Source organism: Brucella ciceri, from assembly GCF_041930145.1.
Classification (GTDB): domain Bacteria; phylum Pseudomonadota; class Alphaproteobacteria; order Rhizobiales; family Rhizobiaceae; genus Brucella; species Brucella intermedia.
In genome coordinates this window covers 65,134-82,924 of the sequence record NZ_JBHEEV010000005.1, presented here as the reverse complement: position 1 = coordinate 82,924, position 17,791 = coordinate 65,134, and the positions used below count along the sequence as shown (strand labels likewise).

Sequence of the window (17,791 nt, the reverse complement as noted above, 5' to 3'; positions counted from 1 at the left end):
ATCGCTCGCACCTCAAACCACCTCTGCTCCAGGAAACATCGCGGGAACGAAAGCCATTCTGGTGAGTTCGGTAAGTCCAACAGGAGTTTGGCAGATGATGATGGCAACACAGGTCGTTTCGATAGAAGACGATGAAGCCTATTCCGTTCAGTTCTTTGACGATTCCGGCAACACCGTTTCCGTTTACTTTCAAAATCCTCAATGTATTCAACTTTCCCCGGCCGATGCGGTGAATGAGGCATTGGCGCGGATGTTGCTTATGATCGAGGGAGCGAGCGGCCAAAGCGCCGTGGAAAGGATCGAAGGATAAATGCCTCTGGAAACCGGGCTTTTACGGGGCAACCTGCGAGAAGGCTGCATGCATCTTTGCATTGATATGCAGAATCTCTTTGGCCCCGCATCGCCCTGGCATGTGCCGTGGGTCGAGGCAATCCTGCCCAATATCGTCGATATCTGTTCCCGACGCAGTGAGGATACGGTTTTCACCCGTTTCATACCCCCCAAGTCACCAGAGGCGGCGATGGGAGCATGGAAGAGTTATTACCGCAAGTGGGAAGCCCTTACCCTTGAACGTGTGGATCCGTGGCTTATTGAACTCGTCGCCCCGCTGCGGGAATTTTCGCCACCCGCCGCTCTGCTCGACAAGACTGTATATTCTCCCTGGACAGAAGGCTTTCTCCAGCGATATCTGCACAAAAGGCGTGTTCACACACTGATCGTCAGCGGCGCTGAGACCGACCTTTGTGTCCTGGCAACGCTATTGGGCGCCGTGGATCGAGGATACCGGGTGATTGTGGTCACCGACGCCGTGTGCAGTGTTTCCGATCAGACGCATGACGCGATCATTTCCCTCTGCCATCAGCGTTTTAGCGAGCAGCTCGAACTGGTTTGCACGGAAGAGTTGATCGATAATTGGCATTAAATTATTGCACGGGGCGGAATTTCTTATCGAGCGGTCACTCGGACTTACATATCCCATCATCGCGCCCTGTGTCGTGAGAGAAATCTGTCCAGTTCCCTTTGCTCTGGCGCCTGGCCTGTGAATGTCTCGACATAATAGGGGATGCGCGCGAGGCGCACATCGGTCTCTTCCCGCGTTCGCATGGAAAAGTATCCGATCTGCACCAGATAGAGCGTGCGGGCACGCACATCGGACACGGGGCCGCCAAAGCCAAAACGTTCAAACATCCGCGCCAGGCCTTCCAGGCGTATGGCGTCGGCGTTCCTCACCTCGTCTTCGACGTCGGTCGATTGAAGCGCCCAGCTGCGGATCGCAAATTCAAAAGCGGAATCGAACAGACTGTGGTCCAGCCAGCAGTCAAACACGTTCAGGACCGCTTCCTGTATTGTTTCAGCATAGGCATCAGCCTGACGCAGAAGAGCGCCCGTATTCTTGTCGCGCCAGCGTGCAATAAGCGCGTCGAGCAGCTCTTCGCGGTCCTTGAAAAACCAGTAAAAACTTGTGCGCGAAATATCGAGCGACTTGGCAAGCGGCATGATGCGAACGGCGTCAATGCCACTTTCGATCAGCGCATCATAAGCTGCCTGAAGCCATAAATCGGGCGAGCCGCGCCACCCTGCATCATTCGTGATGTTTTGTTCCATATCGGAATTTTATCAAGCCGAACAAGTTTGACAAGAGTTATGTACATATATGATTATTAAATTGACACTTATGTACATTTATATTTAGCTCAGGACAAACAATCAACGGGAACTCTCGCCATGTCGGTCGATCCGCTGCTGCAGCCGCTTCAGATCAAGCATCTGATGCTTCGCAACCGCATCATGCTTACCTCCCACGAACCTGCTTATGCCGAAGAGGGCATGCCGAAGGAACGCTATCGCGCCTACCATGTCGAGCGTGCAAAAGCCGGTATTGCCTTGACGATGACAGCGGGTTCGGCATCGGTTTCCAGAGACAGTCCGCCGGCTTTCAACAATGTGCTCGCCTACAAGGACGAGGTCGTGCCGTGGCTTCGGGATCTCGCCGACGAGTGTCATGAACATGGCGCGGCGGTGATGATCCAGCTTACTCATCTCGGTCGTCGAACACGTTGGGATAAGGGAGACTGGTTGCCTTCGCTATCCTCAACGGGCAAGCACGAGCCTGCTCATCGCGCCTATCCCAAAAAAGCGGAGGATTGGGACATTGAGCGCATTATTGCGGATTATGCAGATGCCGCAGAACGCATGCAGGCAGCCGGTCTCGACGGGCTGGAGCTTGAAGCCTACGGTCATCTGCTAGATCAGTTCTGGTCGCCGCTTACCAATGAACTCGACGGCGCTTTCGGCGGCGATCTCGATAATCGTATGCGTTTTTCGTTGCAGGTTCTGACTGCCATTCGGGAGCGCGTGGGGCCTGATTTTCTGATCGGGATACGTTATGTCGCCGATGAAGTTCTTGAGGGCGGGTTGACGAAAAGCGATGGACTTGAGATTTCGCGCAAGCTCAAGGAAAGCGGACTGGTCGATTTTCTCAACGTCATTCGCGGTCATATCGAGACCGATGCGGGGCTAGTCGATGTCATCCCCATACAGGGAATGCCGAGCGCACCGCATCTGGATTTTGCTGGCGAAATCCGTTCCAGCACGGGGATGGCCACATTTCATGCGTCGAAAATTCAGGATGTAGCGACGGCACGCCATGCGATTGCATCGGGTAAGCTCGATATGGTTGGCATGACGCGTGCACACATGACTGATCCGCATATCGTTCGCAAGATTCTTGAAAAGCGGGAGGAAGAAATACGGCCTTGCGTGGGCGCTAATTATTGTCTTGATCGCATCTATCAGGGTGGGGCTGCCTATTGCATCCATAATCCTTCGACCGGGCGAGAGTTGACCATGCCGCATACTCTGCGTCGGGCAGAGAAACGTCGCCGCATCATCGTGGTGGGGACAGGGCCTGCCGGTCTGGAAGCTGCGCGGGTGAGCGCTGAACGGGGGCATAAGGTCATGGTCTTTGAAGCTGCGAACCAGCCCGGAGGACAGGTTCGCTTGACGGCCCAAAGCCCGCGCCGCCGGGAAATGATGGGGATCATCGACTGGCGGATGGCGCAGTGTGAAAAGCTTGGCGTCGATTTTCGTTTCAATACATGGGCCGAGGCAGGTACCGTGCTTGCGGAAACGCCCGATGTGGCGATTATCGCTACCGGCGGCATTCCCGACATGCAAATCCTGCGCGAAGGCAATGACCTCGCAGTTTCCCCCTGGGACATAATCTCAGGCGATGTGCAGCCGGGTGCAAATGTGCTTGTTTTCGACGAAGCGGGCGACCATGCCGGGCTTCAGGCTGCGGAATTCATCGCGAATACTGGAGGAAAAGTCGAAATCATGACGGCAGATCGCACCTTTGCGCCCGAAGTGATGGGAATGAATCTGGTGCCTTATATGCGCAGCCTGCAAAGGAAGGATGTGGCCTTCAGCGTATCTTATCGACTGATAGCGATCCGGCGCGATAATAATCGTCTGATAGCGCAGATTGGCAGTGATTACGTGGGAATCAGTTTCGAGCGCGAATTTGACCAGATCGTCGTCAATGACGGGACGCGACCGATGGACGATCTCTACTTTGAGCTGAAGCCACTGTCACGAAATCTGGGTGTCGTGGACTACGATGCTCTCATGGACGGGCGTCCCCAGAATCTGGTCAGGAATGCGGAAAGTTCGTTCGAGCTTTACCGCATTGGCGATGCGGTTTCGGCGCGCAACACACACGCAGCAATCTATGATGGTTTGCGCCTGGGGCGGCTGCTGTAATCGCGTTGTTCCCTCCATTACTTCAGGTTATGAGGTCCCGGATATTTTTTGCGTTTGTAATCTGTTGGCCGGGAACTATCGTGATTAACCAAGGGAACATTGGCGGCATAAAATATCAACCAGCCGCCGAACACAGCGATCCAGCGTCTGTTGCAGAAAATCGAAATCTGCGAGCCGTGGGGATGATGGGATAATCGTGATGAACGAGGAAAATGGGGAGTTTGCCCGTTGAACGCAACGCGACCGACACTGGTGACCGACACGGCCCATACTCCCGCTTCCACGCCAAAGATCATTCGGCTTGAAGGACTCAGCAAGCATTTTGGTGCGCATCGCGTTCTTGAGAATATCGATCTTGACGTGGCGCAGGGCGAGGTTCTGGCGATCATTGGCCCCAGCGGCTCCGGTAAGAGCACACTGTTGCGTTGCATCAATTATCTCGAAAAACCCGATGGTGGGATGATTACGGTCGGCAAGCTCAGGCTTGATGCTACCCAGGAGCCGCGTAAGGCGCAGTTGAAGGAGCTGCGCAATACGGTTGGCATGGTGTTCCAGTCATTCAACCTGTTTCCGCATATGAGTGTTCTGCGCAATGTCAGTCTGCCGCAAGAGCGCGTTCTTGGCCGCAGCCGCGCTGAGGCGGAGGAACGGGCGCTTCAACTGCTGGAGCGTGTCGGACTTGCAGATAAAGCCACCCAATATCCGGGCAGGTGCTCCGGCGGTCAGCAACAGCGCATCGCCATTGCGCGCTCGCTGGCGCTCGACCCGCAGGTCATGCTTTTTGATGAACCGACCTCGGCGCTCGATCCGGAACTCGGTCTCGAAGTTCTGGCCGTTATGCGGGAACTGGCGGAAAGCGGCATGACGATGCTGGTTGTCACACACGAAATGGGATTTGCGGAGAATGTTTCCGACACCGTGATGATCATGGCCGATGGCAAGATCATTGAAAAAGGTGCATCGAAAGAGGTTATGCGCAATCCTCAAGAGGAGCGTACGAAGCGGTTTCTTCGTGCGGTGCACGACCGATGACGGCCGACAATGTTCTTCTCATTTTGAGCGGGCTGCCGTGGACCATCGCTCTTACTCTGGGGTCATTCGGTATCGGTTGCATTCTCGGCGTGCCCTTACTGGCAGCACGAAGCGCTCGCTTCGCCCTCATACGCTGGCTTGCGGCGCTGTTGATCCAGATCGTGCGCGCACTCCCTCCCATCCTTTGGCTGTTCATCATTTTCTTCGGCATCGGCATGGGCATAATGCCTATCAATCCATTTGTCGCGGCACTGATCGGTCTCGGTTTGATAGCCTCTGCCAATATGGCCGAAATCTATCGCGGGGCATTAGCGTCGCTGCATCATGGCCAATGGGAAGCGGCGACCGCCCTGAATTTTGGCACCAGATATACGTTGATCGATGTGGTTGCCCCGCAGGCTTTTCGCGTCGCTCTGCCATCGGCGGCGAGCTATCTGATCGGGCTCATGAAGGAAACCGCCGTGGCATCAACCATCGGGGTTGCCGATCTGGCCTTTCGCGGCAACCAAGTATCGCAACTCACCTTCAAGGGCATTGAGGTCTTCGCCCTGGTCGGCTTGTTCTACATTTTCCTGAGCTTGCCGGTCGCATGGCTGTCGCGTTCCGCGGACAGCTATCTGAGAGCAAAGGTGGCGCGCTGATGTTTCCGACCGCGGATGAATTTCTTGAATGGATGCCGGCGTTGCTCGGTGGGCTAAAAATCAGTTTGCAGGTAGCTGCTTTGAGCCTTGCCATCGGTATTCCGCTTGGGCTTCTTTTGGCGCTTGGCGTCGGTGCCAAGACGCGCATGGCGCGGATCGTGAGCCTGTTCCTTGTTGAAATAGGGCGGGGCGCCCCAGCGCTGGTTCTGTTGCAGTTCATGTATTTCGGCTTACCTGCGACAGGCCTGACCCTGACTTCGTTCGCAGCAGCGGTCATAGCGCTGGCTTGGAATACCGGTGCCTATACGAGTGAAATCATTCGGGCCAGCCTCCAGTCGATCCATCATGGTCAGCGCGAAGCGGCAGAAGCCCTGGGCTTCAGTGTTCTGGACGAGTTGCGTTTTGTGTTGCTGCCTCAGGCTTTGAGAGTTGCGCTGCCAGCCCTGCTGGGCTTCGCGATCCTTATCTTTCAAGGCACTTCGCTCTGCTTCACCATCGCGCTGCCGGAACTGGTCAGCAATGCCTATGAAATTGGGTCCAATACCTTTCGCTACATGCCTGCGCTGCTGCTGGCCGGTCTGCTCTATGCAACCATCTGCATCCCGGCGGCATGGATCGTTTCTTACGTGGAGAAGCGGTCGTCCGCTTACGCCACCCGATAACGCACAATAACAAGGGGAGTCGCACATGAATAACGGGATCATTCACAAGGGCCTGATCGGCTTTGCCATTTTCGTCGGGCTGTCGGCGACAGCATTGGCGCAGGATTGCAAACCCAAGCACGAATTCAAAACCATTACGCCCGGTACGCTGATGGTTGCCGTCACTACTTATGCGCCGCATTCCTTCATGGATGAAAGCGGCAAGATGAGCGGCCTCGATGGTGACATTGCGGCCGAATTCGCGAAACGCGAATGCCTTACTGTGAAGCCAGTGGCGGTCGATCCCGCGGCTGCTATCCAATATGTCCTGTCGGGTCAGGCTGATATCACGACCGGTGACTGGTATCGCACGGCAGAGCGCGCCAAGGTGATGAATCTTTCCTATCCGCTTTATAAAGACCAGATGGGCCTTTATTCAAAGGATGGCATCAAGACGGTCGAGGAACTCGTCGGCAAGAATGTCGGAACGGTGCAGGGTTATCTCTGGGTGACCGATGCCAAGAAGCTTCTGGGTGCCAATCTTCGCCTTTATCCGAACTCGGTGAACATGCATCAGGATCTTGCATCAGGGCGTATCGATGTCGGCATCGACGGCTACTCGACAGGCGCTTATGCGGCCAAGAATGGCACATTGAAGGACATCAAGGTCGAGATCGCGCAGCCTGATGAGCGCATCCGCGCAACCCGCGAAGCAGCACAGGCCAGTCTGCCTTATGCCAAGAGCGCGACGGATTTTGGTGCTGCTCTCGACGCGAATATCGAGGAAATGCACAAGGACGGCACCATTGCCAAGATCCTGAAATCCTATGGCCTCGACGAGAGCGCCGGAAATACTGGCGCGCCAAAACTCATCGAGTGATCCGGAACGGCACCACTTGATGCAGCGGCTTGCTGCTGCATCCACTTCAACCACATTTCATATCGGAGACTGCAACGATGACTGTTTACGCGGTCAGCCGGAACAGCCAGTCATGGTATGGGGAACAGATCGGCATCCTCATTCTGGATGCCGCCTATCCCTGCGTGCCCGGCAATGTCGGTAATGCGACTACCTATACATATCCGGTTCGCTATCAGGAGGTGCGCGGCGCTTCCATTGACCGTCTTCTGAATCAGCGTGATCCGGCATTGAAAGAAGCTTTTGTGGAAGCGGCTCTGGAACTTCAGGGGCGGGGTGTGAAAGCCATTACTGGCGCCTGCGGGTTCATGGCATATTTCCAGGAAGAGGTTGCTGAGGCCGTCGATATACCAGTCTTCCTGTCGAGCCTGATGCAGATACCCTTCATGCACGCTGTGGCGCGCGGCACTGTAGGCGTAATTACTGCCAATGCAGAGCGCCTCAGTCCACGGCATTTCGCCGCCAGCGGCATTCCAGAAACGATCCCGATCGTGCTTGCCGGAATGGAAGATCAGGCCGAGTTCCGTGAGGCGATTCTGGAAGAGAAAGGGACACTCGATTCCGCCGCCATCGAGCGCGAAGTTTGCGAAGTGGCGATGAAGCTCGTGCGGGACAATCCAGAGGTTCGCTCCATCCTGCTCGAATGCAGCGATCTTCCCCCTTATGCTCATGCCGTGCAGAAGGTGACCGGGCGTCCCGTGTTCGATTTCATTTCAATGATCAACTACGTCCAACAGACCGTCGCCTGTCGCGCTTATCACGGCTTTATGTGACCTGACAGTCAGGAGGTTTCCTATGTCGCTCGATCATTATTTCCTCCTTGGCCGCTCCGGTCTGCGTGTCAGCCGTCTGGCGCTCGGGACGATGACATTCGGAAATGCGGGGATCAGAGGGATTGGGGGGGCTTGGGGTACGGATGAAGAGAATGCGCGGGCCATCTTTGATCGCTATCTCGACGCGGGCGGCAATTTCATCGACACGGCGGATTCCTACGGTGCGGGCTTGAGCGAGACGCTGGTCGGCAGGTTTGTCGAGGAAGCCGGCGCCCGTGATCGGGTGGTGATCGCGACCAAATATTCCAACAATCTGCAGCCTGGCAATCCCAATGCCGGCGGCAATGGCCGCAAGAATATGTTCCGTGCGGTTGATCAGTCGCTGAAACGGCTGAAGACTGACTATATCGATCTTTATATGGTGCATACCTGGGATGGCATGACGCCTGTGGAAGAGGTGATTCGCGGCTTCGACGATCTGATCCGCGCGGGAAAAATCCGCTACTGCGGCCTCTCGGATGTACCATCCTGGTATGCTGCCCGTGCGCAGACCTGGGCAGAAGCCCACGCGCTTTCGCAGCCGATCAGTTTGCAACTGCCCTATTCGCTGGTCGAGCGCAGCATAGAGCAGGAATTTGTCCCGCTGGGACAGAACCTGGGACTGGGTATTACCGCTTGGAGCCCGCTCGCCATGGGGCTTCTGACAGGCAAATACCGGGCCGGTGGTGAAGGGCGTCTTAGTCGCGACGATGCGGGCGGGCTGGGGCTGTTCACCGAACGCAATATGAGGATTGTCGCCATACTTGCGGAAGTTTCTGGCGTGCTTGGCAAATCCATGGCGCAGGTGGCGTTGAATTGGGCGGTGTCGCAACCGGGTATCGGGGCAGCGATCATAGGCGCGAGCAAGCTGTCACAACTCGGAGACAATCTCGGCGCGCTGGCTTTCTCGATCCCTGACGAACTGCGTGCCAAGCTGGATGCAGCGAGTGTCATCCCTCCGACATATCCCTACTCATTATTCGCGGCGGATTATCAGGCTGGCATTCTCAATACCGGCGTGTCGGTGGGTGAAAAGCCCGCCGGATATGCACACCCCCGTTTTGTGCCGAAAGTGGAAGATTACGCTTTCGGTAAGCCCCTAAAACCTTGAAACTTCCCGAGAAAAGATCATGAATGACATGCCTTCTAGGATGCGGCCTGCGGCCAGCATCGACCCTACGCTTTTTGTCTTGACGCTCGATTGTGATGATAAGCCCGGTATTGTTGCAGCGATTACCACAGAACTCGCTGCAATTGGCGGCAATATCGTTGAGAGCAATCAGTTTCGTGACAGGGTGACCAATCGCTTTTTCATGCGCATTGCTTTCAGCGCGCCGCTCGGCATGCCGCGTGAGGCGGTCGAGCACTCACTGAAACCGGCAGGCGAGCGGTTCGGCATGAAATTCGCGGTGGCCGATGCCAGCCGCAAGCCCAAGATCGTGCTTATGGTGTCCAAATTCGATCACGCCATGCTGCATCTTCTCTATCAGATCCGCGTTGGCTGGCTGAATGCCGAGGTCGTTGCCATCGTCTCTAATCATGAAGATAGCCGCGAGACGGCGGAAAGTGCGGGCATTCCCTATCATTGCTGGGGCGTGAACAAGGATAACAAGGCCGAGCAGGAAGCTCGCCTGATCGATCTGGTGCGTGAGACGCAGGCCGATCTGGTGGTCCTCGCACGCTATATGCAGGTGCTATCGGATAATCTATCCAATCGCCTGTTCGGCAAGATCATCAACATTCACCATTCGTTCCTGCCATCCTTCAAGGGTGCAAAGCCCTATCATCAGGCGTTCGAGCGGGGCGTGAAGCTGATTGGCGCAACGGCGCATTATGTGACGCCGGACCTGGACGAGGGCCCAATCATCGAACAGGAAACCGAGCGGGTCACTCATTCCATGAGTGCGGAAGATTTCGTCGCCACGGGGCGAGATATCGAAAGCCGGGTTCTTGCGCGAGCGGTGAAGATGCATCTCGAGCACCGCGTCATGCTCAACGGTCACAAGACCGTGGTGTTCGCGTAATAAGCAAATGGGCCTACAGCTTCAGTTCCGCGTCGGCGCCCTGTTCGAGAAGCCACTCGCGGAACAGTTCCGCACCTCGCTTCGGCGGACGCTGTGCAGGCATCACCAGATGGATCGTGTCGCCGGAACGATGGCACATATGCGTGGCCGGAACCAGCCGACCCGCCACGACATGATCATGAACGAGGTGTTTCCAGCCAAGCGCCACGCCTTGCCCCTGCACAGCCGCCTCGATGGAACTGAGTGCGTCGGTGAAGACGAAATCCTGTTCGATACGCGGGTTCGGCACACCGGAACGCTCAAGCCATTCGCGCCAGCCAAGCCGCGAGCGATGGCGCTCCTCGAAATGTAGCAGAGTGTGGTTCAGAAGGTCGCTTGCTTCCCTGATCGCTCCGCGCTCTTTGAGATAGGCAGGACTGCATAGAGGCCAGACTTCTTCCGTCACGAACGGCCAGGCGAGGATACCCGGCCATTTGCCTCTTCCCAGACGCGCTGAAACGTCGATATCCTCTTCCAGCAGGTCCTGATCGTCACGGCTGCTTTCTTCGATGCGCAACGCTACGTCCGGATGTTTCTCCTTGAACCCTTTGAGACGCGGCAGAAGCCATAGCTGCACGAAAGATGCCGAGAACGACACGCGGATGATATCGCGCGAGTGCTTCTTGCGCATTGACGAGATGACCATGTGCAGATGGTCGAATGCTTCCTGCGTTTCGCGATAAAGCCTCTGTCCTTCAGCCGTCAGTTCAAGGCGGCTCCTTTCACGGCGGAAAAGCTTCAGTCCGGTAGCTTCCTCGAGAAGCTTGATCGTCTTGCTCACCGCTGGCTGGCTGACATTCAGCTCTTCCGCCGCCGCCGTAAAGCTCAGCCGTCGAGCTGCAGCCTCAAACACGAAGAGGTAATTGGCCGAGGGGATGAGCGAGCGGAGCCTGTGCATAATCTGAAGTTATATCTTCGCAGATTTTTTATCAAGCTCACATGGCGCAGAACCCTCTGTAATGTAACGCACAAAGGAGTCCGTACCGTGGCCCGTAGCGGCGCTCCGGCAATCTCCAAAATATACTGGAAGGGAACGTGGAATGCAGACTCATGCGCGCGCGGTTGTCATCGGGGGAGGTTGTGTCGGCGCCTCCATTCTTTACGGGCTGGCCAAGAGAGGTTGGTCGGACGTCGTGCTTTTGGAGCGCACGCAGCTTACCGCAGGTTCCACGTGGCATGCGGCGGGGCTGATCCCTTCCTACGCGCGCAATATCAATATCGGCCGTATGATCAACAAGTCCATTGAGATTTACGAAGGGCTCGAAGCCGAAACTGGTCAGCATGTCGGCTGGCACAAATGCGGCCAGCTGCGTATTGCCAACACGCGCGACCGCCTTGACGAATACAAGAGCTATATGAGTGTCGCCGCAGTGCAGGGCGTGCGCGCCGAACTGGTTTCCCCGGCACGCGCCCGTGAACTGTGGCCGCTGCTTGAAAACAACCATGATATGTTGGGCGCGCTCTATCACCCCGATGATGGCCATATTGCGCCTGCCGATGTCACCATGGCGCTCGCCAAAGGTGCGCGCGACAATGGCGCCAAGATCTATCTCAACACCGAGGTCAAAGGTTTCGAGCGCCTGCCAAGCGGTGAGTGGAAGGTGAAGACCAATCAGGGCGATATCATCTGCGAGCATATCATCTCGGCGACAGGAAATTATGCCCGCCAGACCGGAGCCATGCTGGGGCTCGACATTCCGGCAATTCCTATCATTCATCAATACTGGATCACTGATGCCGTGCCGGAAGTGATCGAGCGCAAGCGTCAGGGCCTGCCGGAAATGCCGATCCTGCGCGATGAGGGCTTTGAAGGCTATCTGCGTGAGGAGGGCGACGGCCTGATGTTCGGCCCCTACGAGAGGACCGAACATTTGAAGCTCTTTGCCGAAAACGGCGTCCCCGAATGGTTTGGAGCGGATCTTCTGGAAGAGGATTTCGATTCGGTTTCATGGAACTGGGAGCAGGCCATCGAGCTGGCTCCCGCTCTCGGCCGCGTTGGCATCAAGGCCAATGTGCGCGGACCGTTCCAGATGACGGCTGATGAACTGCCGCTGGTCGGCCCGGCCTGGGGGCTGGACAATGTCTGGATTGCAGAAGGGGTGCCCGGCGGCATCCTGTGGGGCGGCGCGATCGGCTATTATCTTTCCGAGCGTATCGTTGAAGGCGGCAACAGCATCGACACATCTGATCTCGATCCGCGTCGTTTTGGCGACTACGCCAACAAGAACTGGACCCGCGAAAAAGTGCGCGAAGCATGGGGCACCCATGCCGAGCAGCATTATCCGGGGCAGGATATGCCTGCCGCTCGCCCGCAGAAAACCGCGCCGTCATACGATCGCCTGACGGAACTGGGTGCTGTCTGGGGCTGCCTCAACGGTTGGGAAATGCCGAACTGGTTCGCGCCTGAGGGTGTAGAAGCCAGGGATCAGTATAGCTGGCGCTGGACCGAAAAGGGCAAATATGTAAGCGAGGAAGTCGAAGCCGTGCGCAACGCGGTAGGTCTCGTCGAAATGACGCCGATGACCAAATTCGAGGTTAGCGGTCCCGGTGCCGAAGCATGGCTTGATGGCATTCTCGCCAATCGCTTGCCGAAGGCGGGACGCGTCAACCTTTCTCATCATTTGACCCCGAAGGGCGGTGTGCAGGCGGAATATGTGGTGGCGCGTCTCGATGACGGCTCTTTCTACATGATTTCAACTCCGCGAGCCGAACGTTGGAACTTTGACGAAATGTCGAAACTCCTGCCGAAGGATGGAAGCGTTACTCTGCGTAACGTGACGAATGACAGGGGCTGCTTCACGATCGTGGGGCCGAAGGCGCGCGAGGTATTGCAGCCGCTTACCGAAATCGATCTCTCAAACGAGGCATTCCCGTGGTTCGGCATCAAGTCGGGAACGGTCGGCCTCGCCAGTGATGTGCGTCTGCTGCGCGTCAATTATGAAGGCGAATTGGGCTGGGAGCTTTATCATCCGCTTAGCTATCAGCGGCATCTGCTGGAAGCCTTGCTCGCATCCGGCAAGGAGCACGGCCTGCGCCTTATCGGCCTGCATGCGCTGGAATCGCTGCGTCTCGACAAATCCTATCGTGCCATGTACCGCGATATGAACAGCGAGCTAAGTGCCTGGGAAAGCGGCCTTGAACGCTTTATCCGCCTGGACAAGGGCGATTTCATCGGCAGGCAGGCGCTGGTCGAGGAAAAGGAACGAGGCATCAAGCGCCGCTCCGTCACGCTGGCGGTTGAAACCGATGGCGCCAGCACGCTGACCTGCGAGGGTGTATACCATCATGGCAAGCTGGTGGGTCGCGTCACCTCGGGCGGCTACTCCTATACGTTCGGGCACGATATCGCGCTGGCGCTGCTGCCGGTCGAGCTTGGCGTGCCGGGCACGGAGCTGGAAATCCCGGTTCTGGGTGAGATGCGCAAGGCCCGCGTGATTGAGGAATCGCCCTACGATCCGGAAGCCAAGCGCGCGCGCCTCTGATCGTCCGTCCATTAGTCTGTGCGAACTGGCCCCGATATATCGTTACGACGATCCGGTTCGCTGCAAGGAAAGGTTAGCCCCATGAAGGCAGTTGTCGCAGTGAAACGGGTTGTCGATTACAACGTGAAGATCCGTGTAAAGGGAGACGGTTCGGGGGTTGAGCTTTCGAACGTGAAGATGTCGATGAACCCTTTTGACGAGATCGCGGTTGAAGAGGCGATCCGTCTGAAGGAAGCGGGCAAGGTGACGGAGATCGTCGCGGTTTCGGTTGGCCCGGCACAGGCGCAGGAAACGCTGCGTACGGCACTTGCCATGGGTGCGGATCGCGCGATCCTGGTCAAGACCGACGAGACGGTCGAGCCGCTTGGCGTTGCCAAGGTCTTGAAGGGCGTGGTCGAAGCGGAAAAGCCGGACCTCGTCTTCCTCGGCAAACAGGCAATCGACGATGATTCCAACCAGACCGGCCAGATGCTGTCGGCGCTCTTGAGCTGGAGCCAGGCAACCTTTGCCTCTAAAGTGGAGCTGGGCGATGGTTCGGCCAAGGTAACGCGTGAAGTGGACGGCGGTCTCCAGACCATCGATGTGAAGCTTCCGGCGATCGTCACGGTCGATCTTCGCTTGAACCAGCCGCGCTATGCGTCGCTGCCCAACATCATGAAGGCCAAGAAGAAGCCGCTAGACGAAAAGTCGCCTGCCGATTTCGGCGCCGATATTGCGCCGCGTCTGAAGGTTCTGAAGACGGAAGAGCCGGGCGGCCGCAAGGCTGGCGTCAAGGTCGGCTCTGTCGCAGAGCTGGTTGAGAAGCTGAAAGCCGACGGCATCATCTAAGAAATCGGAAGGGACGAGACAAATGGCTATTCTTCTTATTGCCGAACACGACAATGCAACCCTTTCCGACCAGACGGCCAAGGCGCTGACGGCTGCCGCCCAAATTGGCGGCGACGTGGATGTGCTGGTTGCTGGCAAAGGTGCAAAACCTGCAGCTGATGCGGCCGCAAAGCTCAATGGCGTGCGCAAGGTTCTGCTTGCTGAAAGCGATGCGCTGGAAAACCGTCTGGCCGAGCCGACGGCAGCGCTCATCGTGGAACTGGCTGCCAATTACGACACGATCATTGCGCCTGCGACGACTTCGGCCAAGAACATCCTGCCGCGCGTGGCAGCCCTTCTCGATGTGATGCAGCTTTCCGAAATCATGGAAGTCGTGTCGGCTGATACGTTCAAGCGTCCGATCTATGCAGGTAATGCGATCCAGACGGTGCAGTCGACCGACGCGAAGAAGGTCATCACGGTGCGCACGGCTTCCTTCTCGGCAACGGGCGAAGGCGGTTCGGCTGGGGTTGAAAGCGTCAATGCGGCTGCCGATCCGGCGCTGTCGAGCTTCGTCGGCAATGCACTTTCGGAATCGGATCGTCCGGAACTGACCTCGGCGAAGATCATCATCTCGGGCGGTCGTGCGCTTGGTTCTGCCGAAAAGTTCCAGGAAGTGATCCTGCCGGTTGCCGACAAGCTGGGTGCCGCAGTCGGCGCCAGCCGCGCAGCCGTTGATGCCGGCTATGCGCCGAACGACTGGCAGGTTGGCCAGACGGGCAAGGTGGTTGCACCGGACCTTTACATCGCTGTCGGTATCTCCGGCGCGATCCAGCATCTGGCGGGCATGAAGGACTCACGCGTCATCGTCGCCATCAACAAGGATGAGGAAGCGCCGATCTTCCAGGTCGCCGATTATGGCCTCGTCGGTGATCTCTTTACCGTCCTGCCAGAGCTGCAGAAGACCTTCTGATTACTTTAGAAACCAATTGCGGCGGGGCTGCACCAGCATGTGGAGGAAAGCCCGCCCTGCAACTTTCCAACGGGTATCTGTTAGCGCTTCCAGGCAATGTGGAGTGAACTGCAACTGAACACCGTTACGCCCATGAATGTCACATTGCGAGGAATTTGCGTAAAGAACAACCAGCTGAAAAACCTCGAAGTGGTAATTTCCATATAAGCAAATGGCGCATGAGCGACGCTTCGGTCATCCCATGTCGGCACTGACAGCAGATTCGATTTTGGAAATTAAAGCGCCTGCGCCTTAGCGTCCTCGCCAAACAACGCGCCTTGCCGAGCCCACGCTATTTTTTACTTCAGCGCCCTTCAGTTCTTGGTCACGACCGGCGCAATGTTCGCCAGAAAACATGATGTCATTTAAATGGAGGGGACCCGAAATATGGGGGTAACCCCATTCAATCAATGCTTATCGCATGACATGTCTTTTCCATGCTTGGTTCGTATTGTAGACTTCCATTTTTTAGGGAGATGTTCTGGCCTTCAGGTTACTGCGCTCTATTTCGAGAGGGAGAGGTTTTGCTGTCATAGTAAACAATACAAAATAACATCATTTCAGATGACATTCAGTCTAACTTACGTTTTCTCGAGGCTGGAGGGGAAATGAGTAGCTTAAATTTCAGTATGGTGGCTACACATAAGGTGGAGGATCTAGATGGAATTGAGGTGATTAAAACCAGCGCGGCGTTAGCCTCGCCTAACGCATATGTTTATACATCCAGAATTTGGCCCTTCAAGGCAAGATTTTCGGCAGTGCCATCTCTATTGGTGGGAATGGCTACGAGAGGATATGTGAGAGGTAGATTTTCGATTAGAAACACTCTTTCTCAACTTTCCTTGGCGCCGGGGTCAATTTTCGTAATACCGCCCAATACGACTTTTGACGCCGAGATTGAATCCAATGCCGAAATCATTCAAATATATGTTTCCGACCGCCTTTTTAAAAATATCGAACAGGAGTTTTTGGCGGCGAGTGAAGGTCTTTTTAATCTAGGCTCCAGGTTCTCTATTTCAGACCAGTTTCTGACCCAAACGATCCTATCGATTAAGGAGATAGTAGAAAGGGGAGGGACGTTCGCACGAATAGAGCTTGAATATTTGACCCGGGTGCTTACCGCACGTTTGATCGCCAAATATTCAAATAGCGGTCAGGAAGAACACGTTGGGGAAGGTAGTCTGCCACCAAGCATCCTACGCGATGTGATTGATTTTATAGATAACAATATAAGCCGGCGTATCACTGTAAATCATTTTTCTGCAATGGCGGGATTAGGCCCTGCGCAGTTTGCTCGATTGTTCAAGCGATCAACGAATGTCACGCTGCATCAATATATTATATTGCGCAGGATAGAACGCGCGCGGGCCTTGCTGGAGGAAACAGATCTCCCCATTGTGGAGATCGCTCAGGAATGCGGTTTTTCCGATCAGGTGCATCTCTCCCGATTTTTTAGCCGCATTGTTGGGACCAGTCCGGCTTCTTTCAGAAGGAAGGCGCGAAATCGATTGTCGGGTCAACTTCATAGTTTGTGACCAATGTCAATTTTGTGCAAACGTGTCGATATCTGCATAGAATTTAATATAAACATCTATACTTCTTGTCGGATAGGTCTGGCACTGAATAAATGGATTTGCAGTCGAATGTAGAAGAGAGTGCGACATAAGCTAGAATTGAAAGATTGAGGAGATTTTTGCTCAAGATAAAAGTATCCTCATCATTTGTTAGGCTAATCAATAAAGGGCCTCTCTCTTCTTGACTGCGATTCTTGTCTCTTTGCCGGTCGTAACGCCGAGGAGGGGCTCATCATGGTTATTGTCACGAACAAAGCGACCGGTTCATCCAGTACAGTCGCGGGTAATAACATTATTCTTTCGTCTCCGAGTGTTGTTAAACTGTCATTGAGCCCCCGCGCAATTGCAGATTACCAGAAGATCGGCGATGATCTCGTCATTCGCCTTCACAATGGCGAAACAATCCGAATTGTTCATTTTTATGCTCATTATCCGAATGGCGATGATAATGATTTAGTCCTGCAAGACGAGGACGGGAAGCTGTGGGTTGGTCAGCACGGTGATGGATTAGCAGATTTCAACTTTGCGGAAATTCAGTCGGTTGACCAACTGATGGGTGGCGCAACAGGCGGCGTAAGTCCCGTTCTTCTCGGGTTGCTTGGCCTTGGCGCGGTTGGCGGGATTATTGCTGCGGCGTCAAGTTCCGATAACGATGACGACAATGACAATGGCGCAGGTGTTGATAGGGAGCCCCCGGCAGAGCCTGCCGTGGCGCTTGAAAACGATACCGGCCTTCCAGATGACGGCATTACTGGCGATGGGACGGTCGTTGTAAGTAACCTCGAGGAGGGTGCTACTTGGCAGTACAGCACAGATGGGGGCAAGACCTGGCATGACGGGAGCGGCGCAAGTTTTGAACTTCAGCCTGGTGTCTATGGCGATGGGGATATTCTGGTCCGTCAGATAGACTCCGCGGGGAATATTGGTCCCGCGACTTCACTCGGACCCGTAAATGTTGATGTAACCGCACCGACGACCGATGTCGCCATCACCGATCCGGAAGGAGACAATATCCCGACAGCTTCCGGCACGACGGAACCGGGTTC

The 17,791-nt window shown here is 55.6% G+C and carries 17 protein-coding genes; 15 read left to right on the top strand and 2 right to left on the bottom strand.

Going from position 1 to position 17,791, the window contains the following annotated elements; translation table 11 throughout:
* The first annotated feature begins 94 nt into the window (after nucleotides 1-94).
* The gene (locus JNC63_RS11395; protein WP_006470710.1) at nucleotides 95-310 is read left to right on the top strand and encodes a hypothetical protein; all 216 of its coding nucleotides are present in this window, start codon (nucleotides 95-97) and stop codon (nucleotides 308-310) included.
* Complete coding sequence (locus JNC63_RS11390; RefSeq protein ID WP_006469712.1) at nucleotides 311-922, top strand: cysteine hydrolase family protein; 612 nt, start codon at nucleotides 311-313, stop codon at nucleotides 920-922.
* A 56-nt stretch (nucleotides 923-978) separates the two neighbouring features.
* Here JNC63_RS11390 and JNC63_RS11385 read toward each other — a convergent pair whose 3' ends face one another.
* The gene (locus tag JNC63_RS11385; RefSeq protein WP_006469713.1) at nucleotides 979-1,605 is read right to left on the bottom strand and encodes a TetR/AcrR family transcriptional regulator; all 627 of its coding nucleotides are present in this window, start codon (nucleotides 1,603-1,605) and stop codon (nucleotides 979-981) included.
* A 120-nt stretch (nucleotides 1,606-1,725) separates the two neighbouring features.
* On the opposite strand from JNC63_RS11385, the gene JNC63_RS11380 reads away from it, so the two are divergent.
* The 8 genes from JNC63_RS11380 to purU all read left to right on the top strand — a co-directional run bounded on the left by JNC63_RS11380 (nucleotide 1,726) and on the right by purU (nucleotide 9,831).
* Nucleotides 1,726-3,762 (top strand): NADH:flavin oxidoreductase, encoded by a 2,037-nt coding sequence (locus JNC63_RS11380; protein WP_006469714.1) that lies wholly within the window; start codon nucleotides 1,726-1,728, stop codon nucleotides 3,760-3,762.
* A 228-nt stretch (nucleotides 3,763-3,990) separates the two neighbouring features.
* Nucleotides 3,991-4,794 (top strand): amino acid ABC transporter ATP-binding protein, encoded by an 804-nt coding sequence (locus tag JNC63_RS11375; RefSeq protein WP_006469715.1) that lies wholly within the window; start codon nucleotides 3,991-3,993, stop codon nucleotides 4,792-4,794.
* A complete protein-coding gene (locus JNC63_RS11370) occupies nucleotides 4,791-5,435 on the top strand; it encodes an amino acid ABC transporter permease (protein WP_006469716.1) in 645 nt (214 codons plus the stop codon). Before JNC63_RS11375 ends, JNC63_RS11370 begins: the two co-directional genes overlap by 4 nt.
* Complete coding sequence (locus tag JNC63_RS11365; protein ID WP_006469717.1) at nucleotides 5,384-6,097, top strand: amino acid ABC transporter permease; 714 nt, start codon at nucleotides 5,384-5,386, stop codon at nucleotides 6,095-6,097. Before JNC63_RS11370 ends, JNC63_RS11365 begins: the two co-directional genes overlap by 52 nt.
* Nucleotides 6,098-6,122: 25 nt before the next feature.
* A complete protein-coding gene (locus tag JNC63_RS11360; RefSeq protein WP_006469718.1) occupies nucleotides 6,123-6,956 on the top strand; it encodes an ABC transporter substrate-binding protein in 834 nt (277 codons plus the stop codon).
* Between the two features lie 77 nt (nucleotides 6,957-7,033).
* Nucleotides 7,034-7,768: an aspartate/glutamate racemase family protein gene (locus JNC63_RS11355; RefSeq protein WP_006470708.1), complete on the top strand. Its 735-nt coding sequence runs from the start codon at nucleotides 7,034-7,036 to the stop codon at nucleotides 7,766-7,768.
* Between the two features lie 22 nt (nucleotides 7,769-7,790).
* Complete coding sequence (locus JNC63_RS11350; RefSeq protein ID WP_006469720.1) at nucleotides 7,791-8,918, top strand: aldo/keto reductase; 1,128 nt, start codon at nucleotides 7,791-7,793, stop codon at nucleotides 8,916-8,918.
* Between the two features lie 19 nt (nucleotides 8,919-8,937).
* Complete coding sequence (gene purU, locus JNC63_RS11345; protein ID WP_006469721.1) at nucleotides 8,938-9,831, top strand: formyltetrahydrofolate deformylase; 894 nt, start codon at nucleotides 8,938-8,940, stop codon at nucleotides 9,829-9,831.
* Nucleotides 9,832-9,844: 13 nt separating this feature from the next.
* On the opposite strand, the gene JNC63_RS11340 is transcribed toward purU, so the two are convergent.
* On the bottom strand, nucleotides 9,845-10,768 hold the full coding sequence (locus JNC63_RS11340; protein ID WP_006469722.1) for a LysR substrate-binding domain-containing protein: 924 nt from the start codon (nucleotides 10,766-10,768) through the stop codon (nucleotides 9,845-9,847).
* A 142-nt stretch (nucleotides 10,769-10,910) separates the two neighbouring features.
* Between JNC63_RS11340 and JNC63_RS11335 the strand changes: the two genes are divergently transcribed.
* The 5 genes from JNC63_RS11335 to JNC63_RS11315 all read left to right on the top strand — a co-directional run.
* Nucleotides 10,911-13,352, top strand: a complete 2,442-nt coding sequence (locus JNC63_RS11335) for a GcvT family protein (protein WP_006469723.1) — start codon at nucleotides 10,911-10,913, stop codon at nucleotides 13,350-13,352.
* Between the two features lie 81 nt (nucleotides 13,353-13,433).
* Entirely contained in the window at nucleotides 13,434-14,180 is a 747-nt protein-coding gene (locus tag JNC63_RS11330) for an electron transfer flavoprotein subunit beta/FixA family protein (RefSeq protein ID WP_039853418.1), read from the top strand.
* Nucleotides 14,181-14,202: 22 nt separating this feature from the next.
* On the top strand, nucleotides 14,203-15,132 hold the full coding sequence (locus tag JNC63_RS11325) for an electron transfer flavoprotein subunit alpha/FixB family protein (RefSeq protein WP_006469725.1): 930 nt from the start codon (nucleotides 14,203-14,205) through the stop codon (nucleotides 15,130-15,132).
* A 647-nt stretch (nucleotides 15,133-15,779) separates the two neighbouring features.
* The gene (locus tag JNC63_RS11320) at nucleotides 15,780-16,706 is read left to right on the top strand and encodes a helix-turn-helix domain-containing protein (RefSeq protein WP_063882950.1); all 927 of its coding nucleotides are present in this window, start codon (nucleotides 15,780-15,782) and stop codon (nucleotides 16,704-16,706) included.
* Between the two features lie 273 nt (nucleotides 16,707-16,979).
* The coding region (locus tag JNC63_RS11315) for a BapA/Bap/LapF family prefix-like domain-containing protein (RefSeq protein ID WP_374846339.1) at nucleotides 16,980-17,791 on the top strand (812 nt) is incomplete at its 3' end.